Source organism: Actinomycetospora sp. (assembly GCF_036497245.1).
Taxonomy (GTDB): domain Bacteria; phylum Actinomycetota; class Actinomycetes; order Mycobacteriales; family Pseudonocardiaceae; genus Actinomycetospora.
In genome coordinates, this window is sequence record NZ_DASXJS010000064.1 from 1 (window position 1) to 23,789 (window position 23,789).

At 74.9% G+C, this 23,789-nt stretch carries 26 protein-coding genes; 3 read left to right on the plus strand and 23 right to left on the minus strand.

Features of this window, described 5'->3' with window-relative positions:
* Window positions 1–43: 43 nt before the first annotated feature.
* The 14 genes from VGI02_RS06975 to VGI02_RS07040 form a co-directional block, all read right to left on the minus strand.
* A complete protein-coding gene (locus tag VGI02_RS06975) occupies window positions 44–655 on the minus strand; it encodes a TlpA family protein disulfide reductase (protein ID WP_331626563.1) in 612 nt (203 codons plus the stop codon).
* Window positions 652–1,299: a histidine phosphatase family protein gene (locus tag VGI02_RS06980; protein WP_331626564.1), complete on the minus strand. Its 648-nt coding sequence runs from the start codon at window positions 1,297–1,299 to the stop codon at window positions 652–654. Before VGI02_RS06980 ends, VGI02_RS06975 begins: the two co-directional genes overlap by 4 nt.
* Window positions 1,296–2,630 (minus strand): glutamate-1-semialdehyde 2,1-aminomutase, encoded by a 1,335-nt coding sequence (gene hemL / locus VGI02_RS06985; protein ID WP_331626565.1) that lies wholly within the window; start codon window positions 2,628–2,630, stop codon window positions 1,296–1,298. The genes VGI02_RS06980 and hemL overlap by 4 nt, the downstream gene beginning before the upstream one ends.
* A gap of 60 nt (window positions 2,631–2,690) precedes the next feature.
* The gene (locus VGI02_RS06990; protein ID WP_331626567.1) at window positions 2,691–2,927 is read right to left on the minus strand and encodes a hypothetical protein; all 237 of its coding nucleotides are present in this window, start codon (window positions 2,925–2,927) and stop codon (window positions 2,691–2,693) included.
* Window positions 2,924–3,415: a transport-regulating membrane protein Mce1N gene (mce1N, locus tag VGI02_RS06995; protein ID WP_331626568.1), complete on the minus strand. Its 492-nt coding sequence runs from the start codon at window positions 3,413–3,415 to the stop codon at window positions 2,924–2,926. Before mce1N ends, VGI02_RS06990 begins: the two co-directional genes overlap by 4 nt.
* Entirely contained in the window at window positions 3,412–3,828 is a 417-nt protein-coding gene (locus tag VGI02_RS07000) for a hypothetical protein (protein WP_331626569.1), read from the minus strand. Before VGI02_RS07000 ends, mce1N begins: the two co-directional genes overlap by 4 nt.
* A gap of 31 nt (window positions 3,829–3,859) precedes the next feature.
* Entirely contained in the window at window positions 3,860–4,834 is a 975-nt protein-coding gene (hemB, locus tag VGI02_RS07005; protein WP_331626570.1) for a porphobilinogen synthase, read from the minus strand.
* A 43-nt stretch (window positions 4,835–4,877) separates the two neighbouring features.
* Complete coding sequence (locus tag VGI02_RS07010; protein ID WP_331626571.1) at window positions 4,878–6,503, minus strand: bifunctional uroporphyrinogen-III C-methyltransferase/uroporphyrinogen-III synthase; 1,626 nt, start codon at window positions 6,501–6,503, stop codon at window positions 4,878–4,880.
* Window positions 6,504–6,554: 51 nt separating this feature from the next.
* Entirely contained in the window at window positions 6,555–7,514 is a 960-nt protein-coding gene (gene hemC / locus VGI02_RS07015; protein ID WP_331626572.1) for a hydroxymethylbilane synthase, read from the minus strand.
* Window positions 7,511–8,992, minus strand: coding sequence for a glutamyl-tRNA reductase (locus VGI02_RS07020; protein WP_331626573.1), 1,482 nt, complete (start codon window positions 8,990–8,992; stop codon window positions 7,511–7,513). The genes hemC and VGI02_RS07020 overlap by 4 nt, the downstream gene beginning before the upstream one ends.
* Window positions 8,989–9,738: a redox-sensing transcriptional repressor Rex gene (locus tag VGI02_RS07025; RefSeq protein WP_331626574.1), complete on the minus strand. Its 750-nt coding sequence runs from the start codon at window positions 9,736–9,738 to the stop codon at window positions 8,989–8,991. The genes VGI02_RS07020 and VGI02_RS07025 overlap by 4 nt, the downstream gene beginning before the upstream one ends.
* 294 nt (window positions 9,739–10,032) lie before the next feature.
* Window positions 10,033–10,707 (minus strand): hypothetical protein, encoded by a 675-nt coding sequence (locus tag VGI02_RS07030; RefSeq protein ID WP_331626575.1) that lies wholly within the window; start codon window positions 10,705–10,707, stop codon window positions 10,033–10,035.
* On the minus strand, window positions 10,704–11,321 hold the full coding sequence (locus tag VGI02_RS07035) for a hypothetical protein (RefSeq protein WP_331626576.1): 618 nt from the start codon (window positions 11,319–11,321) through the stop codon (window positions 10,704–10,706). The genes VGI02_RS07030 and VGI02_RS07035 overlap by 4 nt, the downstream gene beginning before the upstream one ends.
* The gene (locus VGI02_RS07040; protein WP_331626577.1) at window positions 11,318–11,548 is read right to left on the minus strand and encodes a glutaredoxin family protein; all 231 of its coding nucleotides are present in this window, start codon (window positions 11,546–11,548) and stop codon (window positions 11,318–11,320) included. Before VGI02_RS07040 ends, VGI02_RS07035 begins: the two co-directional genes overlap by 4 nt.
* Window positions 11,549–12,487: 939 nt before the next feature.
* On the opposite strand from VGI02_RS07040, the gene VGI02_RS07045 reads away from it, so the two are divergent.
* The 3 genes from VGI02_RS07045 to VGI02_RS07055 all read left to right on the plus strand — a co-directional run bounded on the left by VGI02_RS07045 (window position 12,488) and on the right by VGI02_RS07055 (window position 15,721).
* Window positions 12,488–13,090 carry a sigma-70 family RNA polymerase sigma factor gene (locus VGI02_RS07045; protein ID WP_414638212.1) on the plus strand — a complete coding sequence of 201 codons (603 nt, stop codon included), beginning with the start codon at window positions 12,488–12,490 and terminating at the stop codon, window positions 13,088–13,090.
* A 124-nt stretch (window positions 13,091–13,214) separates the two neighbouring features.
* Window positions 13,215–14,552 (plus strand): DUF5667 domain-containing protein, encoded by a 1,338-nt coding sequence (locus tag VGI02_RS07050; RefSeq protein ID WP_331626578.1) that lies wholly within the window; start codon window positions 13,215–13,217, stop codon window positions 14,550–14,552.
* A gap of 287 nt (window positions 14,553–14,839) precedes the next feature.
* Window positions 14,840–15,721: an HAD family hydrolase gene (locus VGI02_RS07055; protein ID WP_331626592.1), complete on the plus strand. Its 882-nt coding sequence runs from the start codon at window positions 14,840–14,842 to the stop codon at window positions 15,719–15,721.
* A gap of 12 nt (window positions 15,722–15,733) precedes the next feature.
* Here VGI02_RS07055 and VGI02_RS07060 read toward each other — a convergent pair whose 3' ends face one another.
* The 9 genes from VGI02_RS07060 to VGI02_RS07100 form a co-directional block, all read right to left on the minus strand.
* Complete coding sequence (locus tag VGI02_RS07060; protein WP_331626593.1) at window positions 15,734–16,789, minus strand: lysophospholipid acyltransferase family protein; 1,056 nt, start codon at window positions 16,787–16,789, stop codon at window positions 15,734–15,736.
* A gap of 29 nt (window positions 16,790–16,818) precedes the next feature.
* On the minus strand, window positions 16,819–17,934 hold the full coding sequence (locus VGI02_RS07065; protein WP_331626579.1) for an NAD-dependent epimerase/dehydratase family protein: 1,116 nt from the start codon (window positions 17,932–17,934) through the stop codon (window positions 16,819–16,821).
* Window positions 17,935–18,062: 128 nt separating this feature from the next.
* Window positions 18,063–18,164 (minus strand): 30S ribosomal protein bS22, encoded by a 102-nt coding sequence (locus tag VGI02_RS07070; RefSeq protein ID WP_010241351.1) that lies wholly within the window; start codon window positions 18,162–18,164, stop codon window positions 18,063–18,065.
* A gap of 157 nt (window positions 18,165–18,321) precedes the next feature.
* Window positions 18,322–18,546, minus strand: coding sequence for a helix-turn-helix domain-containing protein (locus VGI02_RS07075; RefSeq protein ID WP_230730359.1), 225 nt, complete (start codon window positions 18,544–18,546; stop codon window positions 18,322–18,324).
* Between the two features lie 227 nt (window positions 18,547–18,773).
* The gene (gene proC / locus VGI02_RS07080) at window positions 18,774–19,586 is read right to left on the minus strand and encodes a pyrroline-5-carboxylate reductase (protein ID WP_331626580.1); all 813 of its coding nucleotides are present in this window, start codon (window positions 19,584–19,586) and stop codon (window positions 18,774–18,776) included.
* Window positions 19,587–19,782: 196 nt separating this feature from the next.
* Entirely contained in the window at window positions 19,783–20,535 is a 753-nt protein-coding gene (locus tag VGI02_RS07085) for a sugar phosphate isomerase/epimerase family protein (protein WP_331626595.1), read from the minus strand.
* Window positions 20,536–20,623: 88 nt separating this feature from the next.
* Window positions 20,624–22,012 carry an Rv0497 family membrane protein gene (locus VGI02_RS07090; protein WP_331626581.1) on the minus strand — a complete coding sequence of 463 codons (1,389 nt, stop codon included), beginning with the start codon at window positions 22,010–22,012 and terminating at the stop codon, window positions 20,624–20,626.
* Window positions 22,009–23,028 carry a Ppx/GppA phosphatase family protein gene (locus VGI02_RS07095; protein ID WP_331626582.1) on the minus strand — a complete coding sequence of 340 codons (1,020 nt, stop codon included), beginning with the start codon at window positions 23,026–23,028 and terminating at the stop codon, window positions 22,009–22,011. The genes VGI02_RS07090 and VGI02_RS07095 overlap by 4 nt, the downstream gene beginning before the upstream one ends.
* A gap of 36 nt (window positions 23,029–23,064) precedes the next feature.
* Window positions 23,065–23,787: a response regulator transcription factor gene (locus tag VGI02_RS07100; RefSeq protein WP_331626583.1), complete on the minus strand. Its 723-nt coding sequence runs from the start codon at window positions 23,785–23,787 to the stop codon at window positions 23,065–23,067.
* Between the last annotated feature and the right edge of the window lie 2 nt (window positions 23,788–23,789).

The following is a 23,789-nucleotide window of genomic DNA, read 5'->3' on the forward strand; positions in this document are numbered from 1 at the left end:
GCCGCGTGAGGGCGGGGGACATCGTCCTACCGGATGTCGTAGGTCACCCCGTCGCGGGAGCGGGCGGCTCCGCGGCGATCCGGTCGACGACGGGCTGCAGGTCGCTCGCGAGCACCGCGGTGAGGAAGACCGCCGCGACCCGGTGCGAGCGGTCGAGCACGATCGTCGACGGCACCGCGTTGCGCGGGTAGCCGGACAGCACGAGCAGGGATCGGCCGGACTGGTCGTAGAGCGACGGGTAGGTCACCCCCCGGCTGCGGACGAAGTCGGCGGCGGCCTGCCGGTCGTCGCGCACGTCGACGCCGAGGAACTGCACGCCCCGGGGCGCCGCGGCCCGGGCGACCTGCTCGAGCGCCGGGGCCTCACCGCGGCACGGCCCGCACCACGAGCCCCAGATGTTGACGACGACGACCTGGCCGCGGAACTGCGCGCTGGAGAGCCGCTGACCCTCGGCGAGCAGCGAGTCCCCCGCGATCGGGGCGAGCGGGCGGCGCTGCGCCTCCGGATAGGCGATCTGCGTCTGCCCGCCCGGCGCGACGAACCGGAACCCGCCGTCGTCGGACGAGCCCGACGAGCACCCCGCGAGCAGGGCCAGCCCGATGACCGCGAGCACGAGCAGCGCCCGCCCCCGGGCTCGCGCCCCTCCCGACCTCATGCCCCGGTCCGCGACGGGTCGGACGTCCCGCTGGGCTCGGCGTACCCGATGTCGACCAGCGACTCGTCGTCGAAGACCAGCGTGGTCACCGACCCGAGCGCGCACTGCCGGTGCGTCGGGTTGTGCCAGAGCCGCTGGCCGGCGAGGAAGCGGCGCAGTGTCCAGATCGGCAGCTGGTGGGACACGCACACCGCCTCGTGGCCCGCGGCCGCCGCCCGCGCCCGGTGCGCCGTGCCCAGCATGCGGTGCGCGATCTCCAGGTAGGGCTCGCCCCACGACGGACGGAACGGGTTGCGCAGCAGCGGCCAGAACTCCGGCCTGCGCAGCGCGCCGTCGCCCACCCCGACGTGGTGCCCCTCGAACGCGTTGGCCGCCTCGATGAGCCGGTCGTCGGTGACGGGCTCGACGCCGAGCTTCTCCGCGATCGGCACCGCGGTCTCCTGCGCGCGCTGCATCGGTGAGACGAGCAGCGCGGTCACGTCCGCCGGACCGAGGTGCTCGGCGACCCGACGGGCCTGCTCCCGGCCGGTCTCGGAGAGCCCGTAGCCGGGCAGGCGGCCGTAGAGGACACCGTCGGGGTTGTGGACCTCGCCGTGGCGGACGAGGTGGACCAGCGTCCGGCCGGGCGCGCCCGCCGACGTCACTGCTCCTCCGGCGGGGTCGCGGCGGCCGCTGCGGCGGCGGCGTGCGGCAGCGCGTCGGCGATGACGGCGAACGCGTCGTCGTCGAGCGCCGCGGACACGAAGCACGACTCGAACACGCTCGGCGGGAAGTAGACGCCGCGGTCGAGCAGGGCGTGGAAGAACGGCGGGAACCGCCAGGTCTGCGCGTCGCGCATGTCCTCGAAGTTCCGGCCCGGCTCGCCGGCGAACCGGATCGAGATCAGCGAGCCCGCCCGCTGGATCGTGTGCTCGACTCCGGCGGCGTCCAGCGAGTCGCCGACCAGCCCGTGCAGCCGGTCCACGGCCGCGTCGAGGGCCGCGTAGACGTCGTCGGTCGCGTGCTGCAGCGTCGTCAGGCCCGCGGCCACCGCGACGGGATTCCCGGCGAGCGTGCCTGCCTGGTAGACCGGGCCCGCCGGGGCGAGGTGGTCCATGATCTCCGCGCGCCCGCCGAACGCCGCAGCGGGCAGCCCGCCGGACATCACCTTGCCGAAGCAGTACAGGTCGCCGGCCACGCCCTCGAGGCCGTACCAGCCGGCGGGCGAGACGCGGAAGCCCGTCATCACCTCGTCGACCACCAGCAGCGCCCCGTGCGCGGCGCACAGGCGCTTCAGCCCGGCGTTGAACCCGTCGTCGGGAGCGACCGCGCCCATGTTCCCGGCCGCGGCCTCGGTGATGACGCAGGCGATCTCGGTGCCGCGCTCGGCGAAGGCGGCGGCGACGGCGTCGAGGTCGTTGTAGGGCAGGACGACGGTGTCGGTGGCCTGCGCGCCGGTGACGCCGGGGGTGGACGGCAGCCCGAAGGTCGCGACGCCGCTGCCCGCCTCGGCGAGCAGCGCGTCGACGTGACCGTGGTAGCAGCCGGCGAACTTCACGACGACGCTGCGGCCGGTGAAGCCACGGGCCAGCCGGATCGCGCTCATCGTCGCCTCGGTGCCCGAGTTGACGAGGCGGACCTGCTCGACCGGCTCGACCCGCCGGACGATCTCCTCGGCGAGCGCGACCTCGCCCTCGGTCGGGGTCCCGAAGCTCAGCCCCCGCGTGGCGGCCTCGCGGACCGCCTCGACGACGGCGGGGTGCGCGTGCCCGAGGATCATCGGTCCCCAGGAGCTGACGAGGTCGACGTAGCGGTTGCCGTCGGCGTCGGTGAGCCACGCGCCCCGCGCCGAGGACATGAACCGCGGGGTGCCGCCGACCGAGCGGAAGGCACGCACCGGGGAGTTGACGCCGCCGGGGACGACCGCCTCGGCACGCGCGAAGAGCTCAGCCGAGCGGGTGACCGGCCCGGCTGCCGTCGGGGGAGCGCTGCTCACGCACGCCATCCTCCCAGGCCGACCGGTGTGACCGTCGTCCGCCGGGGAGCGGGCCGCCCGCTAGGACGAGCGCACCGCCCGCCACCGCGCGACGGCGTCGATCGCACAGACCACCGCCGCGGTGACCAGCACCACGCCACCGGTCACCCAGCCGCCGAGCACCTGGGTGAGCGGTACCGGGGCCACGAGCAGCCCGCCCGTGGCCGGCGAGGTGTCGATCCCGCGCATCAGGCAGACCACCCCGGCGACGAGGAGCAGCACGGCCACCACCGCGGTCACGGCCGCGCGGCGATTCACGAGCCCTCCGCGGGCGACGGGGCGCGGTCGGCGAGCACCCGGCTCAGCGCGGCGTGCAGGCCGTCGGCGTCACGGGCCCAGGCCGCCCGCCGGGTCCCGTCTTCGAGGGTCACGACGACGACGCCGAGGTGGCGGGGCACGGTGGGATGGCCACCGAACGGGCGGGGACCGAGCCGGCCGCTGCCGTCGGCCGGGCGGACGCCGACGATGCCCGCCGTCGGCACCGACTCGTCGCCCTGGACCAACGTGTCGGGGGTGAGCCGGACCGCGAGCAGTCGCCTGCGGGTCCGGACGATCAGCGCGATCGGCAGGAACAGCACCAGGCCGATGACGACCCACGCCCACGGGCTCGCGCCACCGGGTGCGAGCCGGTCGAGGAACAGGCCGCCGACCGCCACGACCGGGCCGATCAGCAGTGGCCACCACGGTGCGCCGGGCTCGGCGAAGCGCACCTCGTCGTTGCCGACCGGGCTCACCTCGCCCGTCACGCGGAGAAGTAGGACCGGGCCGCCGGCACGTGCAGCAGCAGCGCGCCCGCCGCGAACGCGACGAAGTAGACCCCGCCCACCCCGAGGAAGGTCAGCTGGACGAGTCCGGCGACGGCGAGCACGACCCCGATCCCGGTCAGCGCCGCGCGGGCCGGGCGCGATCCGGCGCTCAGGGCCCGCGTCGCCACCAGCGTCCCGGCGCCGACGATCGCGAGCACGATCGCGGTCAGCACGAGTGAGCCCATCCCGGTGTTCGGGTCGACGGTCCCGATGACCAGGGCCACCGCGAACAGCAGGGCCGTGAGGACGAGCAGGACGCCGAGCACCCCCCAGAGCCAGATCGCGGCGGTCACCACCCGGGGGCGGCCCGGCTCCTCGCGGGGCGGGGTCACCTCGCGCACGACGTCGTTCATGCCCGGTCCAACGACGCGGGCACCCGGATGGTCATCGGTCCAACCGGCCGGCCAGCTCGGTGGCCCAGTAGGTGAGCACGATGTCCGCCCCCGCTCGCCGGATGCCGGTGACCGTCTCGAGGATGGTGCGCTCGCGGTCGATCCAGCCCCGCTCGGCGGCGGCGGAGATCATCGCGTACTCCCCCGAGACCTGGTAGGCCGCGACCGGCACGTCGGAGACCTCCGCGACCGAGTGCAGCACGTCGAGGTAGCCCATGGCGGGCTTGACCATCACCATGTCGGCGCCCTCGGCGAGGTCCAGCGTGGTCTCGCGCAGCGCCTCGCGGGCGTTGGACGGATCCTGCTGGTAGGTGCGGCGATCCCCCGTCAGCTGGGAGTCCACCGCCTCGCGGAACGGGCCGTAGAAGGCGCTCGCGTACTTCGCCGAGTAGGCGAGGATCGCGGTGTCGGTGTGCCCGGCGGCGTCGAGGGCCTCGCGGATGCGGCCGACCTGCCCGTCCATCATCCCGCTGGGGGCGACGACGTGGGCGCCCGCCTCGGCCTGCGCGACCGCCATGTCCGCGTAGACCTCGAGGGTCGCGTCGTTGTCCACCGAGCCGTCCGCGGCGAGCACCCCGCAGTGCCCGTGGTCGGTGAACTCGTCGAGGCAGGTGTCCGCCATGACCGGCAGGGCGTCGCCGACCTCCTCGCGGACCTCGCGCAGCCCGACGTTGAGGATGCCGCCGGGGTCGACGGCACCGGAGCCGGTCGCGTCGTGGTGCGCGGGCACGCCGAACAGCATGATCCCGCCGAGCCCCGCGGCGGCGGCCTCGGCGGCCGCCTTGCGCAGCGTCTCGCGGGTGTGCTGCACGACGCCGGGCATCGACGAGATCGGCTTCGGCGCGTCGAGGCCCTCGGCGACGAAGACCGGCAGCACCAGGTGGCGCGGCCGGACATCGGTCTCCGCGACGAGGCGGCGCAGCGCCGGGGTGGTGCGCAGCCGGCGGGGCCGGTCGGTGGGGAACATGGCTACTCCAGAGGTGGCCTTCGGCCTTGTGAGCCGAAGGCACCTAGCGCTTGCGGGCCTTGGTCTTGCGGGGCGGGGGCAGCGCGCCCTCGGACCGCAGCTTGTTCGCGTGCGCGGCCAGCGCCTCGACCAGCGCCGGTACCTCGGCGAGGTCGGGCTTGACGTCCACACGAAGGCCGAACTCGACCGCGGTCTCGGCGGTCTTCGGCCCGATGCACGCCACGATGGTGCGCGCATGCGGCTTGCCTGCGATACCCACGAGGTTGCGGACCGTGGACGACGAGGTGAAGCACACCGCGTCGAAGCCGCCGGTCTTGATCGCCTCGCGGGTCGGCGCGGGCGGCGGCGCCGCACGCACGGTGCGGTACGCGGTGACGTCGTCGATCTCCCAGCCGCGGGCCTGCAGGCCCTCCGCGAGTGTCTCGGTGGCGATGTCGGCGCGCGGCAGCAGGACGCGGTCCACCGGGTCGAGCACGTCGTCGTGCGGCGGGAAGATGTCGAGCAGTCCCTCGGAGGACTGCTCGGTCTGCTCGTCCGGGACCAGCTCGGGGTGCACGCCGAAGGCGCGGATCGCCGAGGCGGTGGCCTCGCCGACGCACGCGATCTTCACGCCGGAGAACGCGCGGGCGTCCAGCCCGAACTCCTGGAACTTCTCCCACACCGCGCGCACGGCGTTCTGCGAGGTGAAGACCACCCACTGGTAGCGCCCGTCGACCAGGCCCTTGACCGCGCGCTCCATCTGCGCGGGCGAGCGCGGCGGCTCGACGGCGATCGTCGGGACCTCCTCGGGGACCGCGCCGTGCACCCGCAGCCGGTCGCTCATCGCGCCCGCCTGGTCCTTGGTGCGCGGCACCAGCACGCGCCATCCGTAGAGCGCCCGGGACTCCCACCAGGAGAGCGCCGCGCGATCCCCCGCGGCGTCCCCGACGGTGATCGTCAGCGCGCCGTCGAGGTCGGTGCCGTCGGTGGCGAGCTTGTCGACGGAGGAGGTGACGGTCCGCTGCTTCGACTCGGTGCCCTGCGAGGTCAGCAGCGCAGGCGTCTCGGGCTTCCAGCCGTTCTCCACGAGCGACGCGGAGGTCGCGGCGAGGTCGGTCGCGGTCGCGGTCAGCACGAGCGGACCGGGAGCGACGGCGAGCGTGGTCCAGTCGAGGCCGTAGCGGACGTCGGCGGCGGTGTGCGCCGAGCCCAGCGCGACCCCGGCGTAGGCCGGGACGGCCGTGCTCGCCGGCATCCCCGGGACGACGTCGAACGGGACCGCCGCCGCCGCGACCGCGCGCACCTCGGTGATCACGGACTCGCGGGTCAGCGGGTCGCCCTCGACGAGCCGGACGACCGACTCGCCGTCGCGCGCCTGCGCGGCCAGGTGCTCGGCGAGCGCCGAGGGATCCTCGGGGAGCGCCTCGGCGACCTCGGCCCCGTCCGCGAACGACCCCTCGAGGTCGGCGAGCGGGGAGACCTCGGCGCCGCCGCCGGGGTGGCGCACGGTGACCGGGCGGGGGGCGTCCGAGAGCAGTGCGACCACGTCGGCCGGCACGCCCGGGTCCGCCACGACGTAGGTCGCGGACGCCAGCGCCTCGCGGGCGCGCACGGTCAGCAGCCCGGGGTCGCCGGGCCCGCTGCCGACGAAGGCGACTCGGCCGGCGGTGGTGGAGGGGGGTGCGGTCATGTCCTGTCTCGTCCCATCGTTTTTCTCTCCTTGCGACGGTGCGGCCGGCGCCTAGGCACCTTCGGCGCCGCGCGGCTGCGCCCCGTCGGCGAGCAGCTCGGCGGCCAGGGACCGCCCGATCTGCTCAGCGTCCTTCGTCTCTCCCATGGCCGAGTTGCGCACCAGCGCCCCCTCGGCCGTCGTGGCGAACGCCCGTAGAGACAACCTCTCCACGATGCGTCCGTCGTCGTCCAGATCCTCGACGATGTCGGCGAGCGCGCCGATCGCTGCGGCGCACGGTGACCCGAGCTCCTTCAACACGGCACGCTCCGCGGTGACCGCTGCGGCCGTCGACTCGTCGTGCAGCGTCGCGGCCAGGAAGCTCTCCAGCTCGGTGTCCGCGACGCGGCACTCCACCGCGAGCGCTCCCTGCCCCGGGGCGGGCAGCATCTGCAGCGGGTCGAGGACCTCGGTGGCCTCGCCCGCCCGACCGATCCGTGCGAGCCCGGCCCGCGCGAGGACGACGCCGTCGACTTCGCCCTCGGTCACCTTCCGGATCCGCGTCTCGACGTTGCCCCGGATCCCGACGACCTCCAGGCCCAGACCCAGCGCGTGCAGCTGCGCGGCGCGCCGGGGTGAGCCGGTGCCGACGACGGCGCCCGGGGGCAGCTGGCCGAGCACCATCTGGTCGCGGGCCACGAGGACGTCGCGGGGGTCGGCGCGCTCCGGGACGGCGGCCAGCACGAGGCCGGCCAGACCCGCCGTCGGGAGGTCCTTGTAGGAGTGGACCGCCACGTCGATGCGCTCGTCGAGGAGCGCGTCGCGCAGCGCCGAGGTGAACACCCCGACGCCGGTCTGGGCGATCGGCGTGTTCGCGGCCTGCGAGCGGTCGCCCGACGTCGAGATCTCGACGATCTCCACGGTGGCGCCCTGGGCGGTGAGGGCGTCGGCGACCGTGCGGGTCTGGGTCTTGGCGAGCAGGCTCGCGCGGGTCCCGATCCGGATCGTGGCCGGCGGGGCCGGGGCGCTCACGAGGTGCCTCCCGGGACGCGCAGGGCCGCCGGTTCCGGGCTCTCGGGGGCGACCCCGTCGAGCACCGGGTTGGCGGCCAGGGCCTGGTCGACCTCATCGCCGCCGAGCCGGGCCGAGTCCGAGGTCGGGACGCCCTCGGCCGTGATCCCCGAGCCGCTCGGGCCGGAGGTGACCGCGGCGGGCGCCTGCGGGTCGAGCTCGAACAGCTCGCGCAGCGCCTCGGCGTAGGTGTCGCCGCCCGGCGACTGGGCGAGCCGCTTCACCTGCACCGTCGGGGTGTGCAGGAGCTTGTCGACGACGCGGCGCACGGTCTTCGCGACCTCGCCGCGCACATCGGACTCCAGCCCCGGCAGGCGGCCGTCGAGGCGCAGCAGTTCGGCGTCGACCACCTCGGCGGCGCGGCGCCGCAGCGCGGTGACGGTCGGGGTGACCTCCGCGGAGCGCTGCGCGGCCAGGTAGCCGCGGACCTCCTCGACGACCAGGGCACGGGTGGCCTCGACGGCCTGGCCCGCGGAGGCCTGATGCAGGCGGGCGCCGAGGGTGGCCAGGTCCACCAGCGTGACCCCGGTGAGCTCGCCGACCTCGGGGTCGACGTCGCGGGGCAGCCCCAGGTCGCAGACGACGAGCGGCCGTCCGGCGTGGTGCGCGGAGGGCGCCGAGCACAGTCCGGCGCGGACCGTCTCCAGCCCCAGGACGGTGCCGACGGCGCCGGTGCACACGACGACGAGGTCGGCCGCCCCCATCTCCGGGGCCAGCGCGTCGAGCGCGACCACGCGGGACGGCGTGCCCTCGGCGGCCACGATCTCGGCGAGCCGCTCGGCGCGCTCGGTGGTGCGGTTGGCCAGGACGATCTCGCCCACCCCGCGCCTGCGCAGCGCCGCCGCGGCGAGCCCGCCCATGGAGCCCGCGCCGACCACGACGGCGCGGCGGCCGGCGAGTTCGCCGCCGAGGGCCTGCTCGGCGTCGTCGAGCGCCTCGGTGACGACGGAGGCGCCCGCGGTGTCGATGCCCGTCTCGGTCTGGGCCCGCTTGCCGACCCGCAGCGCGTGCTGGGCGACCTCGTGCAGCGCGGTGCCGACCGTCCCCAGCTCACGCGCGGTGGAGTACGCCGCCCGCAGCTGGCCGAGGATCTGCGCCTCGCCGACGACCATGGAATCGAGCCCGGCCGCGACGGAGAAGAGGTGCTCGACCGCGGAGCCGGCGTAGTGCACGTAGAGGTGGTCGGTGAGGTCCGACACGTCGGCCTGGGCGTGGCGGGCCAGGACCCGGGACACCTCGGTCAGGCCGCCGTGGAACGTCTCCACGACCGCGTAGATCTCGATACGGTTGCACGTCGAGAGCACCACGGCCTCGGACACGTGCTCCCCGGTGATCAGCTCGTCGAGGACCTTGGCGATGTCCTCGCCGGAGATCGCGACACGCTCCAGCACCGACACCGGCGCCGTGCGGTGCGATACGCCCACGAGCAGCAGACTCATCCGAACACCTTCCCGGTCGCGTCGCTCGGGGCGGGTTCGTTCCCCGTCGCCCCGACGACCAGCCTGTCGTGCCTGCGGGAGACGTGGAACGCGAGGATCTGCATCTCCACCGCCAGGTCGACCTTGCGCACCTCGACGCCGCCCGGCACCGACAGCACGGTCGGCGCGAAGTTGAGGATGCTCTGCACGCCCGCGCCGACCAGCGCGTCGCAGACCTGTTGTGCCGCGGCCGCGGGCGTCGCGACCACCCCGATGGTGACCCCGCGCTCGGCACAGACACGGGGGATCTCGGCCACGTCCAGGACCTCCACCCCCGCGATCGTCGTCCCGACCAGGGCCGGGTCGACGTCGAACAGTGCGGAGACGCCGAAGCCCCGGGCCGCGAACCCGTCGTACCCGGCGAGCGCGTGTCCCAGGTTCCCCACTCCGACGAGCGCCACCGCGTTCGAGCGCGTGAGCCCGAGCACCGTCTCGACCTGGGCGGCGAGCCCGGAGACGTGGTATCCGACGCCCCGCACCCCGGACGAGCCGATGTGCGAGAGGTCCTTGCGCAGCTTCGCGGCGTTGACACCGGCCGCCGCGGCGAGCACGTCGCTGGACACCGTCGGGACGCCCTGCGCGAGCATCTCGCTGAGAACCCGCAGGTAGACGGCGAGCCGCTCGACGGTGGCCTCGGGCACGCGGGCGGCGCCCCGGCGGACCGGGGTGCGCGACGTGTCGGGGACCTCGGGAGATCCACCCGTCACGGGGCGCGGTACACCCCCGTCCACCGTCACGCCGGGAGCCTCCTCGTGCCACTGCTGTCGGTCCGCGTCCAGCCCCGTCGGAGGCGGACACCTGGCCCCGGGCGACGGGCTGCGTCCTGCGCGAGCTTTCCTGGACTGCTTCCAATCGAGGGTACCGCTCGTGAACACAGGCACAAAGTCGCTGGTCACGGCGTCGGTCCGACCGTCTCCGGAGGGGACCGCGACGCCGTCACACGGCCGTGACCCCCACAGTGTGCCAGCCCGTCACCCCGTCCACCGACGGAGGGCACCGCCTCAGAGCAGCAGCGCGTCGAGTCCGACGGCCGCGCCGGCCGGGCCGGGCGTGACCCCGGTCGGCCTGCCGAGCAGGAAGGCCGCCGTCGCGCCGTGCATGGCCGCCACCGGGGCGACCGTCGCCGCGAGGGCCGCCGCGCGTGCGTCGGTGAACTCCCCGGCACGGGCCAGGACCGTGGCCCCCACCGACGCCTCGACGTCGACGGCGACCGAGAGCAGGTCCGTCGGGGCGGCGGCGCGCCCGAGCGTGGCGCGGCGCTCCGTCTCCACCGACAGCGGAGTGCCGGACACGGCGGGCCTGCCGGCGGCGGTGAGCAGCGCGTTCCACGCCGCGGCGTGCTCGGTGTGCTGCGCCCCGGCCCCGGAGAGGAAGGCCGTCACGACGCCGGGCACCTGCCCGAGCCTGCCGTCGCCCGCGGCGACGACGGCCCCGGAGTAGAGGCTCGCGGCGAGCGCGGAGAGCGCGGCGCACAGGGCGACGCCGCGCTGGTCGCCGACGTAGTCCGGGCGCGCCGGGGTGGCGGAGGTACTCGGGACCGGAGTGCTCGACGACGGACCGGCGGGCGCGGTGGGCGCCGAGTCGGAGCAGGCGGCGAGCGCTCCCGCGCCCAGCAGGCCCGCGGCACCCCAGCCGAGGACGAGGCGCCGGGACGGGCGGGACACCGGGCCGGTCACCCGGACCCCTCCTCGGGCGGGGAGGCCTTCGCCGTCGGGAAACGGGTGTCGGGGAAGCCGACCGTCCCGACGGCCGCGGGCAGCGCGGTGAGGTCCGGCGGCGCGACCACGAGGTCGGACCGCCCGGAGGACAGCAGGGAGCTGACCATCAGCAGGCTCGCCTTGCGGGCGGCGGCCGCGGACCCCAGGCGCAGCACCGTGGCCCGCAGCGCGGGCGTGGACAGGCCTGCCGCGTCGGCGACCAGCGTCTGCGCGAGGACGTCCTCGAGGGTGAGCGCCAGCCCGACGACGTCGGCGGGGCTGCGCACCGTCGGCAGGGCCTGGGCGACGACGGAGGCGTACACCGGGTCCGGCCCGGTCTGGGCGCGGCCACCCGCGCCCGTGGTGGCCGAGGCCAGGGTGGAGCGGGCGTCGCCGAGCGCGGTGACCGCCGCGGAGATCAGGTCACGGACGACCGGGTTTGCGCGGTCGCCGCCACCGGCAGGAAGTGCCGCCAGCGACCGGTAGGTCGACTGGGCGAGCACCACGAGCGAGGTCGCCGTCCGCAGCGCGGGGACGTCGGTCCCGCCGGCCTGGGCGCCGAGGCCCGGGACGGTGGACAGCGGAGCCGTCACGCGGACAGCGCCGTCCGGAGCGCGGCGGGCTCGACGCTCCACGACGCGTGCTCCTCACCGTCGACCAGCGTGACGGGGATGCGGTCGCCGAACTCCCCGCGGAGGTCGAGGTCGGCGTCGGCGATGTCGACGCGCTCCCAGCCGACGCCCGCTTCGGCGCAGACCTCCCGGACGACGTGCTCCATCCGGTCGCACGTCGTGCACTGCGCACGGACCAATACGGTCACCCGTACAGGGAGTCCTGCCTCGCTGACTACTTCGGACACGCCAGAACCAGTCCTCTCTCGACGTCCGCCCGATCGGGAGTCTGGCAGACCGACCCGGACCGCCGACGGCGCGGTCGGAACCTCTCACCGCAGGTCAAGTGCATGTCAACGAGCCTGGTGCGGGTGGGTGGCGCTCCGGTGACGAGGGCCTCGGGCCCGCAGTTATGCTCCGTGCCCAGCGTGCTCCCCGACCGCCGCGGACGGGCTCACGCCGCCGGAAGCGAGTGGTCGTCCAGCGAGGGAGAACGTCTTGTCCGCTGTCGTCGGCGTCGGCGTGACGACGGGAGTCGCCACCACGGCGACCGTCCCGGACGCCCCGACCACGACCGACGGAGCGCGATGACGGTCGGAGCCCGCGGGATGCCGGACCCGGAGCGCGAGCGGCGCGACCGGTCCGGCCGGTCCGCTTCCATGACCGACACCCCTCCGCAGCCCCACGACCCCGTGACGGCGGGTCGGGCGGCCCCGGGGTCGCCGACCTCGGAGCGCATGCACCAGGGCCCGCCCGAGCAGGGCTACGGGTCGCCCTACCCGGAGCAGCGCGGTCCGGAGGCCAACCGGCCTCCCGGCCCGTCGACGCCTGCCCCGCGGCCGGTCGACCACCCGTCGCACCCCGACCTGCCGCGCGTGAACGGTCGACACCCGGCCCCGCCCGCACCGCCGCGTCCGGCCGGGCCACCGACGCCTCCGCCGGGACCGCCGCCCGGTCCGCCGCCTCCCGGGCCTCCGCCCGGTGCCGGGCCCCCGCCCGGTGCCGGACCTCCGCCCGCTGCCGGGCCTCCGCCCGCGACGGGCGCGCCGACCGGCCCGGTGCCGGCGCCGGGCGCCGCCCACCCGCCGACCACGCCGATCGAGGCGCCCGACGCCGCGAGCGCGCCCGCCGAGGACGAGCAGACCGAGGTGGACGACTCCGACCTGCAGGGTGCGGGCCTGGAGGAGGCCGACGAGCAGGTCGCCGACGGCTGGGCGCTCGTCAAGGCCACCCAGGACGGCGACGTCGACGCCTTCGGGCGGCTGTTCGACCGCTACCACGACGTCGTCTTCCGGTTCGTCTTCTACCGGCTGGGTGACCGGGGAGTGGCCGAGGACCTCACCCAGGAGACGTTCGTCCGCGCGTTCCGCCGGATCTCGTCGGTCAGCTACCAGGGGCGCGACATCGGTGCGTGGTTCGTCACCATCGCCCGCAACCTGGTACTCGACCACGTCAAGTCGAGCCGCTACCGACTCGAGCAGGCGACGCCGGAGATCACCGACGTCGCGCCCGACTCGCACCGGCCCGGCCCGGAGAGCGAGGTCATCGCCGGCGCGACCCACGAGGAGCTGCTGCGCTGCGTCGCCAAGCTCGGCGAGGACCAGCAGGAATGCATCACCCTACGGTTCCTCCAGGGACTCTCCGTGTCCGAGACCGCCCATATCATGGGGCGGAACGAGGGCGCGGTGAAGGCACTCCAACACCGTGCGGTACGACGTCTCGCTCAACTGCTGCCCGAGGGTTTGCGGTGAGTGACAGGCATGTAGTTCCACCCGTCGGCGTGTATCTCGTAACCACTGGCCCGTCCGGTCGTTTCGACGTACGACGACGACGGTTCGTGCCGGATGGCACGGGCGCACGATGAGGACGGACGACATGCCGAGCGGTAGCGACGAGGCAGACGAGCGGTTCGCCGCTGCCTGGGATGAACGGATGCGCGGACGCGCACCCGGTCGCCGCACGCACCCCGGCGCGTCCGGGGCTCCGTTCGGCGATCATGACCAGTTCGGGGACCGGGAGCTCGACGAGGACCTCCGGGTCGCCGAGCTGCTGGGTCGCGCGGCCCGGTCGACCCCGGGTCCCGACCCCGAGGCCTCCCGGCGGATGCGCGCCAACCTGATGGCCGCCATCGCCGAGGAGTCCCCGCAGGCCCCCGTGACCCGCCGCACCGAGCGCGTGGAGACCTCCCCCGCCGGCCACGGCCGCCGTCGCGCCGAGCGCCGCGGTGCCGCCCGCCCCGGCGACCGTCGCCCCGGTTCGGCCGCCACGGCCGCGGGCCCGGGCCGTGCCGCGCGTCGTGGCACCACCGTGCGCAAGCTGCTCTCCACGACGATGGCCGGGATGGCCTGCGTGCTCGCCCTCGGCGCCATCACGGTGCTGCTCTCGCGGGGCGCGCTGCCCGGCGACATGCTCTACGGGCTCAAGCGCGCCTCGGAGTCCACCGAGATCGGCCTGACGTCCGGCCAGGAGGCCAAGGCCCGCAAGCACCTCGACGTGGCGGCCCTGCGCCTCGACGAGATCGGGCAGCTCGTCCAGCGGGACTCGACCACCGCCGCCGGGCCCCGGCCGACCGCATCCGGTGCCGACGACGCCGACGCTGCGCTCGTCGCGGACAACCTGCACGCCTTCGACGACCAGGCCCGGACCGGCGCGAAGATGCTCCTCCCGCTGGTCAACCAGCCGTCCGGACCACCCTCCGGGCTGCTCTCGGAGTGGGCGGGCAAGCAGCAGCAGACCATCGACGGGTTCTCCCCGTCGCTGCCCGCGGGCGGCAAGGACCAGGCCGCGGCCTCCCAGCGCCTGATGTCGCAGCTGCAGGCACGGGCCACCGCGTTCGAGAAGTCCAGCAGCCCGTGTGGCGGCTCGGATTCCGACGACCTGGGGCCGCTGCCCTCGGCGGCGTGCTCGCGGAGCCAGGACGCGGCCGCGAAGCCTGCCGCACCGGAAATCTCGGCCCCGACGACGAAGACCTCGACGCCGACCACACGCCGCTCGACCTCCGACGAGACGACGAGCACGACCTCCGGGTCGACCTCGTCCGGTTCGAACGACTCGGACTCGGACTCGAACTCGGACAAGCCGCTGGTGCAGCTGCCGCTGCCCGGGCCGACCAGCACGAAGCCGCCGATCCAGGTGCCGGTGCCCGTCCCGGGACTGCCCAAGGTGCAGCTGCCGCCGCTGATCCCGGGGCTGCCCGGCCTCTCGCTCGGCTGAGCGGGGTCCCGGCCACGGCCCGGACCGGCGGGATCGGTCGGCACCACTAAGGTGGTCCGCGGACCAGGACGCGCCCTCCCACCGGGGCGGTTCCGCGGCAGGCGAGGAGGAGTCGGGCGTTGGTAGGACGGCGCGACCGGCGCGACCGACGGGCGGCGGCAGGACGCGAGGCCGCCCGGCGGGCCGGTGAGGCCTCGGCCGCCGCGGCCTCGGCGCACGGCACCGACAGCCCGGTGCTGGACCCGGACGACTCGGCGGTGGGTACCGACGAGCTCGGTCCCGACCCGGTGTTCGACGTGCCCGGATCGGACACCGAGGCCGCGCGGGACGCCGGTGCCGCCGCGGCGGCCGCCGCCGAGACCGTCGGGCCGACCCTCGGATCGGTCCCGCCCGACCTGACCGCGGCCGCCTTCTTCGACGTCGACAACACGATGATGATGGGCGCGTCGATCTTCCACTTCGCCCGTGGCCTCGCCTCGCGGAGCTTCTTCTCCGGGGCGGACCTGCGGGGCTTCGTCTGGCAGCAGGTGAAGTTCCGCCTCGGCGGGGAGGGCTCCCCCGAGGACATCCGGGCCCACCGCGAGATGGCGCTCTCGTTCGTCGCCGGCCGCGAGGTGTCCGAGCTCGTCGAGCTCGGCGAGGAGATCTACGACGAGCTGATGGCCGAGCGCATCTGGGAGGGCACCCGCGCACTGGCCCAGATGCACCTCGACGCCGGCCAGCGGGTGTGGCTGGTCACCGCGACGCCGCTCGAGCTCGCCGCGATCATCGCGCGCCGCCTCGGGCTGACGGGGGCGCTCGGGACCGTCGCCGAGCACCACGACGGGGTCTACACCGGGCGCCTCGTCGGCGAACTGCTGCACGGGCCCGCGAAGGCCCACGCCGTCCGCGCGCTCGCGGCCCGGGAGGGACTGGACCTGCGACGCTGCTCGGCGTACTCGGACTCCATCAACGACGCCCCGATGCTCTCGGTCGTGGGCACCGCGGTGGCGGTCAACCCGGACGCCGAGCTGCGTGGACTCGCCCGGCGCAACGCCTGGGAGATCCGCGACTTCCGCTCGGGCCGCAAGGTCGCCCGGATCGGTGTGCCGTCGGTGCTCGGGGCGGGCGCGGTCGCCGGGGCGGTCGCCGCGGGCGCCGCCTACCGCCGCCGGAGCTCGATCTTCTGATCCGGCGGGCGGTCAGCCGAGGAAGGCGTTGCGCCGCCCGGAGAGCAGCCGGTACAGCGTCTGCTGGATGTTCTCCCGCACCTGGTCGGTGAGGTTGAAGACCAGCATCGGGTCGTCGGCGGAGCCGGGCTCGAACTGGTCGGTGCGGATCGGCTCGCCGAACTCGATGTACCACTTGGAGGGCAGCGGAACCATGCCGAGCGGCCCGAGCAGTGGCCACGTGGGCGTGATCGGGAAGTAGGGCACGCCGAGCAGGCGGGCGATCGGTCCGAGGTCACCGATCTTGGGGTAGATCTCCTCGGCGCCCACGATCGAGCACGGGATGATCGGCGCGCCGGTGCTCAGCGCCGCCGAGACGAAGCCGCCCCGCCCGAAGCGCTGCAGCTTGTAGCGGTCGGCGTAGGCCTTGCCGATGCCCTTGAAGCCCTCCGGCCAGACGCCCACGAGCTCCCCCGAACCGAGGAGCTTCTCGGCGTCCGGGTTGCAGGCGAGGGTGTGGCCCGCCTTGCGCGCGACCGCGCCGAACCCGGGCATGCCGAACACCAGGTCGGCGGCCAGCATCCGCAGGTTGCGCGGGGTCGGCAGGTCGTCGTGGGTCGCCACGACGGTCATCAGGGCGTCCAGGGGCAACGTCCCCGAGTGGTTGGCCACGAGCAGCGCCCCGCCGTGCGCGGGCACGTTCTCGACCCCGATCGTCTCGACCCGGAACCAGCGCTCGTAGAGCGGGCGCAGCACCGGGAGGATGACGTTCTCGTTGAGGTCCGGGTCGAAGCCGAACTCGTCGACCGGGTAGCGGCCCGCGAAGCGGCGACGCAGGAAGTCGGCGACCTCGGAGACCGCCGACTCCAGCTCGGTGGGTCCCGACGGCGCCAGGGGACCGGCCTGCGCCGACGCCACCTCGCCGCTCGGCGCGCCCTGCTCGTCCACGATCCCGCCGTCCGCTCCGCTCGTCGGTCCACCCTCGGTCGCCCCACCGGGCGGTCCGGTCATGCCGCGGCGGCGCGGGGTCGGCCGGGGTCGCGGGCGCCCGCCCGGACCGCGCAGCGGGATCACCTCGGCGTCGCCCATGCCGTTCCTCTCGGTCACGTCGGTCACCCTCAGCGCACCGGGGTGAGCGCGGGCGTGGTGCTGGTCTCGAGCTCGGCCGGTTCCCCGTGCTCCGGCGGACCCTGGCCGGGCAGGGCGTGCGCCGCGCGCAGAGCCAGCGACTCGGCGATGTCGACGTAGCGGTCGGTGTCGAGCATCGGGCGCAGCGCCCGGCCGGCCACGAAGTCGTCGAACGCCTGCACCGTCGTCCATCGGGGCTCGAAGCCGAACTCGGTCCGCAGCTTGGTGGTGTCGACCACGCGGCCGTAGTTGAGCAGGCGCATCTGCTCGGGCGAGAAGTCGACGAGGCGGGCGCGACGGGTGATCCGGCCGACCCACGGCACCAGCGGCTCCGGGATCGGCAGCGTGATCCGTCCGGCGCGGCGCACCGCCTGGGAGAGCATGAGCACGCCGTCGGCGCCGACGTTGAACACGCCGGGCAGCTCGTGCCGGGTGGCCCGCTCCAGGACCGCGACCGCGTCCTCCGTGTGCAGCAGCTGGACCCGCGCGTCGTACCCGAGCACCACCGGGACCACCGGCAGCGAGAAGTAGTGCGCGAACGCCGTGTCGGCCCGCGGGCCGATGAAGTTGACGAACCGCAGCGTGGTCACCGGGATGTCCGGGCGGCGCCGCGAGAAGCTGCGCACGTACCCCTCGATCTCGACGGCGTCCTTCGCGTACCCGCCGGGCGGCAGCGCCTTCGGCTCGGTCGTCTCGGTGAACGTCGCCGGGTCCCGCGGGCTTGCGCCGTAGACGCTGGTCGTCGACCGGACGACGAGCCGCCCGACGGTGTCCGACTTCTGGCAGGCCGCGAGCAGCTGCATCGTCCCGATGACGTTCATCTCCATCATCATCGAGCGCCCGCCGGCAGCCGACGGGTGGCCGGACAGCGACGCGTGGACGACCGTGTCGACCTTCGCGGTGCTGATGACCTTGCCGATGAGGGGATTACGGATGTCCACGCGGACGAACTCCGCGCGACCCATCCGCCGTCGCATGTCGCGCGAGGGCGGGGTGGTGTCCACCCCGAGCACACGGTCGATCGCGGGGTCCGCTGCCAGGCGCGCCGCCAGCTCTCCGCCGAGCTGGCCGGCGACTCCGGTGACGAGGACGACGGACGGGGCCATGAGTCTCCCGGGAACACGCGGGCGTACGGACGTCTTGGTGGGACCCGCGGGACCGCCGTCGGCGCCGGCCGGGCTGGTCAGACCCGGCCGAAGCCGGACACGTACCCGTCAGACCCGGCCGGAGCCGGTCACTTACCGAGCTTGCGACGCTGCACGCGGGTCTTACGGAGAAGCTTACGGTGCTTCTTCTTCGACATCCGCTTGCGGCGCTTCTTGATGACCGAGCCCATACGGGTTCCCTTCGCGACGTTCTCGTGGAGAGCACTGGCAGGCCCGGGCGGCCCGAGCAGCAAGCCTCCACCGTACCGGTGACCCGGGCGGAGTCCGCACTCCGCCCGGGCACCGGGTGGTACCGCGCCGGTCACGGACCGGCGCCGTGTGCCGGCCTCAGCCGGCGTCGATGTACGAGCCCCGCAGGTACTCGTGCACCGCCTCCTCGGGCACACGGAAGCTGCGGCCGACGCGGACGGCCGGAAGCTCCCCGTTGTGCACCAGGCGGTACACCGTCATCTTCGAGACTCGCATCGTTGCGGCGACCTCGGCCACGGTCAGGAACTGCACCCGTGACAGGTCGCCGTCGTCCCTCCGCCCAGCGGCGGCATTCTGCGGCATGGTCGACCGCCTTCCGAGCACCCGTCGTGCCGCCGGTCTTCCCCTCCGGCGGTTCGACACGCACGTGCTGATCGGAGAGTAGCGAGACGGATGTGACGGATGAATCGCTCGACCTGATGGTGCGGTGGCCGTAGGCCTCGGCGCGTCAAGCGCACACGCCGCACGTCCGCCCACGACGCGATCACGACGAACGGTCGGCGATCCGGGCGAACGGAACGGCCGGGGACTCACCCGCCGTAGGCCGCGCCCAGTGCCCGCGAGGCGTCGCGGCAGCTCTCGACGGCGTCCGCGAACGCGGCCCGCAGGCCGTGCGCCTCGAGGACCCGCAGCGCGGCCGCGGTGGTGCCTCCCGGCGAGGTCACCGCCTCGCGCAGCAGGCCCGGGTGGGCGGGTCCGTCGGTGTCGTCGGTCAGCAGCCCGCCCGCGCCGTCCACGGTCGCCGACACGAGCTGCGTCGCGACCGGGCGCGGGAGGCCCAGCGCCACACCCGCCTCGATCATCGCCTCGGCGACCAGGAACAGGTAAGCCGGTCCGGAGCCCGAGAGCGCCGTCGCCGCGTCCTGCTGTGCCTCGGGCACGCGCACGGTCGCCCCGACGGCGCCCAGCAGCGTCTCGGCCGTGCCGACCGCGGCGTCGTCGGCGTGGGCGCCGGGCGAGAGCACGCACATCGCCCGCCCGACCAGCATCGGCGTGTTCGGCATGACCCGCACGACCGGCGTGCCCGCCGGCAGCCAGCCCTCCAGGGCCGCCGTCGGGATGCCTGCGGCGAGCGAGACGACGATGCGGTCGCGCCCGGCGGGCACGGCCTCGAGGACGCCCCGCACGTCCTGCGGCTTCACGGCGACGACGAGGACGTCGGCCCGCCCGGCGGCGTCGCCGGCGTCGGTGGCGACGATCCCGAGCCGCGCGACGAGGTCGTCGGCCCGCGGGGTGTCGCGCTCGACCACCAGGAGCGAGGCGGGGTCGTGCCCTGCCGCCACCAGGCCGCCGAGCAGCGCCTCGCCGATCCGTCCGCCTCCGAGCACCGCGACCGTCGTCATGGTGCGCGAGCCTAGGGTCCCGCGCCGACCGCTCACCCGAGCCCTCCACGCATGATCAGGGGCACCTCACGCAGGCCGCCGCGGGCCGCCTCGACACCACCCTCATGATCAGCAGCACACCAGACACCTCGCAGCGCACGCGAACCTGCGTGACGTGCCCTCGTCGAGCGGCCGTGGCCTGGCCCCTCGCCCGACGTCAGGTCCGCGAGCGCGGGATCCGGCTCCCGAGGTGCAGCCGGGCGAACAGCAGCGACTCCGCCAGCGCGTCGAGACGCGCGTTCCGCGACCGGGCGCGTCGCGTCGAGATCTCGACCACGACGGTGCCGCCGTATCCGGTGAGCGCGAGCCGGCGCAGCACGTCCGCGCACGGTTGGGTACCGCGTCCGGGGACGAGGTGCTCGTCGTTCGGGAGGCCGCTGCCGTCGGCGAGGTGCAGGTGGACCAGGCGCTCGCCCATGCGCTCGAGCAGCTCGAACGCGTCGTCGCCCGCGGTCGCGGTGTGGGACAGGTCGAGGGTGTAGTTCCGGGCGCCCGGGACCGTCGGGTCGTGCCCCGGGGTGTAGCTGGACACGGCCATCCGGCCCCGGCGCAGCGGGAACATGTTCTCCATGGCGACCCGGACGCCGTGGGCCCGTTCCAGCTCGTCGATCTGGCGGGGCAGGCGGGTGGCGTAGCGGCGCTGCCAGCGGAACGGCGGGTGCAGCACCACCGTCGGCGCGCCCAGCCCGGCGGCGAGCACGACGCTGCGGCGCAGCCGCTCGGCGGGGTCGGCGCCCCACACGCGCTGGGTGATCGCCAGGCAGGGTGCGTGCACCGCGAGGACCGGCATCCCGGTGCGCTCGGCGTGGCGGGCCACGGTCCGCAGCTGACGCGACTCCGGCTCGTTCCACACCATCAGCTCGACGCCGTCGTAGCCGAGCTCGGCCGCGGCGTCGAAGGCCGCCGACATCGGCTCCGGGAAGACCGACGCCGTCGAGAGCGCGATGGGCACGACCGGCCCGGGATGTGCGGACGGAACGGCGGTCACCCTTCGGCGATCATCGCGCGAGGAGCACGAACGCGGCGGGCGAGACCGTGACGACCAGCCCGACCACGATCGCGAGCACCATCGTCTGCAGGTCGTCCGAGCGCCGCATCGCGCGTACCCCGAACACCAGGCCCCCGGTCGCGGCGGCCGCGAGGACGAGCGCCACCACGGGCAGCGACTGCCACAGGTACGAGAAGCCGATCCAGAGCACCGCGCCGAGCAGCGCTCCCACGACGAGCTGGCCCGCGATGACGGCCCACTCCTTCGCGGTGGGCCGCTCCGCCGGCTCGTCGTAGTCGTCGTCCTCGTACTCGTCGTCGTACTCGTCGTCCAGACGGTCCGAGCCGAGCCCGGCGGGCGCGTCGACGCGGCGGGTCCGCGGACCCGCCGCGTCGGGGCGCGCGAGCGGCGACGCCGCGGTGGCCGGGCCGCCGTCGGGGGACCGCGGCGACGCGGTCGTCGGCGTGGCCTGGGTGGGTGCGGCCGACGGCGTCACCTGGGTGGCCGCCGCGGACGGCGTGACCTGGGTCGGCGCCACCGAGGGGGTCACCTGCGTGGGCGCCGGGGGCGCGGGCGGGACGGGCTGGGCCGTCGTCGTCGGTGTCTCCGGCGCCCGGGCCGGGGGTGGCGCCGCGGGGTTCACGGTCGTCGACGCGGCCGGGGCCCACGCCGGGCCCGGGGGCGGCGGGGCGCTCGCCGGCTGCGGACCGGAGCCCGGAGGCGGACCCGCGGGGCGGGGCACCGCGGGTGGGGGCGGCGGAGGCGGCGCGCCGTAGGGGTTCGGAGCGCTCGGGTAGCCGTACGGCTCGGCGTAGGTGTCCCGGCCGTAGCCGGACGGGGCGCCGTAGGGGTCGGCGCCGTAGGGATCCGGGGCGCCGTACGGGCCGCGGTCGACCTCGCCGTAGCCCCCGGTGTGGGGACCGGTGCCGTACGACGGCGGCCCGTAGGCCTGCGGGTCGTTGGAGCGGTAGCCGTCCGGGGCGTAGCCGTTGGAGCCGTAGCCGCCGTACCCGTAACCGTCCTGGCCGTAGCCGTCGTGGCTGTAGCCGTTGGTCTGGCCGTACCCGTCGTGGCCGTAGCCGTCCTGGCCGTAGCCGTTGGCCTGGCTGTCGGGTCCGTACCCGCCGAACGAGCCACCGCGGTAGGACGAGGAGGACGTCGACGGGCCGCCGTAGGGGTCGCCGTACGTCTCACGACCGCGGTCGGGCCCGGGCGCGCCGTACGGGTCGTCGTATCCGGCGGGCGGGCCGGGGGCGTAGGCGGAGCCGTACGGATCCACGGGCTGGGGCTCCGGGGCCGGCTCCGGGCGCGACGGTGCGCGGGGGTCACCGCCGTAGGCGGCGAGCAGCTCCGCCACGCTGCGCTGGGTGCCCCGATTGCGCGGGCCGTCCGTCGTCATCCGCTCCACCGTGCCGTGGCGGAGGCCGGTCGTCCAGTCGCGGTGGGACGGACGGTGGTATACGTCCCGTCAGCGGCGAACGGACCGCCCTCGAGCGGCACCTGGTCGAGTCGGCCGAGGATGACGCCCTCCCGCAGCGCCCACGGGCAGACCTCCACCTCGTCGAGTCCGAGGGCGTCCATCGCGCCGCGCGCGACGATCGCCCCCGCCACGAGCTGGTGCGCCCGCGACGCGCTGACGCCCTCCAGCTCGGCCAGGTCGACCGAGCTCATCCGGCTGATGAAGGCGACGACCTGGCGCAGTCCCGCGGCCGAGAGGCGGCGCGGGACCCGTGGGCCCGAGCTGCGCGGGGCGGCCCCGGTCAGCCGGGCCAGGGACCGGAACGTCTTCGACGTCACCACGGCGCGGTCCGGGTCGCCGCCGTCGAGGAGCGCGGCAGCGGCCGGGGCGACGCTGTCGTGCACGTACTCGGCGAGAGCGCGGGTCTCCTTGCGCTCCGGCGGGTCGGCGGCGAACCAGTCACGGGTCAGCCGGCCCGCCCCGAGGGGCAGCGAGAGCGCGACGTCGGGATGCTCGTCACGCCCGACCGCCATCTCCAGCGACCCGCCGCCGATGTCGAGCGAGAGCAGGCGACCCGCCGACCACCCGAACCATCGGCGGACCGCGAGGAACGTGAGCGTGGCCTCGTCCGCTCCGGAGAGCACCTGCAGGTCGACGCCGGTCTCGTCACGGACCCGCGCCAGGACGGCGTCGGAGTTCGTGGAGTCGCGCACCGCGGAGGTGGCGAAGGCGAGCAGGTCGTCACAGCCGAGGGCGCGCGCCTCCCGGCGGGCCTCCGCGACCGCGGAGACGAGGGTGTCGGCGCCCTTGCGTGCGAGGACGCCGTCGGTGACGTGCTCGGCGAGGCGCAGCGCGGTCTTCGTGGAGGACTGCGGCGTCGGGTGGGCACCGCGGTGGGCGTCGACCACCAGCAGGTGAACCGTGTTCGACCCCACGTCGAGGACCCCGAGTCTCATCGCTGACCAGCGTAGACGGTCCGCGCGGTCACTCGATCAGGCGTCCAGCTTGTAGCCCAGGCCCCGCACCGTCAGCAGGTGGCGGGGCTGGGAGGGCTCGGGCTCGAGCTTGGCGCGCAGGCGCTTGATGTGGACGTCGAGCGTCTTGGTGTCGCCCACGTAGTCCGCGCCCCACACCCGGTCGATGAGCTGCGCGCGGGTGAGCACCCGCCCGACGTTGCGCATCAGGTACTCGAGGAGGTCGAACTCCTTGAGCGGCAGCGCCACCTCGGCGGGGTCGATCCCCACGCCGCCCTCGACGGTGACCACGTGACGGCCGACGTCCATGCGGACCGGACCCGCCTCGAGCACCTGCCGGTCGCCCGTGGGCGTCGCCGCGGGCTCGGCGCCCTCGTTCTCCTGCCCACGGCGTAGCACCGCACGCACCCGCGCGATCAGCTCGCGGGCCGAGTAGGGCTTGGTGACGTAGTCGTCGGCGCCCAGTTCGAGACCGACCACCTTGTCGATCTCCGCGTCCCGGGCCGTGACCATGATCACCGGGACCGACGAGCGCTGGCGCAGCGCCTTGCACACGTCGGTGCCGCTCATGCCCGGTAGCATCAGGTCGAGCAGGACGATGTCGGCCCCGTGGCGCTCGAAGTCCTCCAGGGCGGCGGCGCCGGTCCCGGCGACGCTCGCCTCGAATCCCTCCTTGCGCAGGAGGTAGGCCAGCGGGTCGGCGAAGGACTCCTCGTCCTCCACGATCAGCACGCGGGTCATGG

Coding starts and splice junctions, on each gene's coding strand:
- VGI02_RS07085 (WP_331626595.1), bottom strand. CDS start 20,535: ATGTCGGCGGCCTTCGACGCCGCGGCCGAGCTCGGCTACGACGGCGTC.
- VGI02_RS07090 (WP_331626581.1), bottom strand. CDS start 22,012: ATGACGACGGACGGCCCGCGCAATCGGGGCACCCAGCGCAGCGTGGCG.
- VGI02_RS07100 (WP_331626583.1), bottom strand. CDS start 23,787: ATGACCCGCGTGCTGATCGTGGAGGACGAGGAGTCCTTCGCCGACCCG.
- VGI02_RS07050 (WP_331626578.1), top strand. CDS start 13,215: ATGCCGAGCGGTAGCGACGAGGCAGACGAGCGGTTCGCCGCTGCCTGG.
- hemB (WP_331626570.1), bottom strand. CDS start 4,834: ATGTTCCCCACCGACCGGCCCCGCCGGCTGCGCACCACCCCGGCGCTG.
- VGI02_RS07000 (WP_331626569.1), bottom strand. CDS start 3,828: ATGAACGACGTCGTGCGCGAGGTGACCCCGCCCCGCGAGGAGCCGGGC.
- VGI02_RS07020 (WP_331626573.1), bottom strand. CDS start 8,992: ATGAGTCTGCTGCTCGTGGGCGTATCGCACCGCACGGCGCCGGTGTCG.
- VGI02_RS07010 (WP_331626571.1), bottom strand. CDS start 6,503: ATGACCGCACCCCCCTCCACCACCGCCGGCCGAGTCGCCTTCGTCGGC.
- VGI02_RS06975 (WP_331626563.1), bottom strand. CDS start 655: ATGAGGTCGGGAGGGGCGCGAGCCCGGGGGCGGGCGCTGCTCGTGCTC.
- VGI02_RS07075 (WP_230730359.1), bottom strand. CDS start 18,546: ATGCCGCAGAATGCCGCCGCTGGGCGGAGGGACGACGGCGACCTGTCA.
- VGI02_RS07070 (WP_010241351.1), bottom strand. CDS start 18,164: ATGGGCTCGGTCATCAAGAAGCGCCGCAAGCGGATGTCGAAGAAGAAG.
- proC (WP_331626580.1), bottom strand. CDS start 19,586: ATGACGACGGTCGCGGTGCTCGGAGGCGGACGGATCGGCGAGGCGCTG.
- VGI02_RS07095 (WP_331626582.1), bottom strand. CDS start 23,028: ATGAGACTCGGGGTCCTCGACGTGGGGTCGAACACGGTTCACCTGCTG.
- VGI02_RS07065 (WP_331626579.1), bottom strand. CDS start 17,934: ATGGCCCCGTCCGTCGTCCTCGTCACCGGAGTCGCCGGCCAGCTCGGC.
- VGI02_RS07060 (WP_331626593.1), bottom strand. CDS start 16,789: ATGGGCGACGCCGAGGTGATCCCGCTGCGCGGTCCGGGCGGGCGCCCG.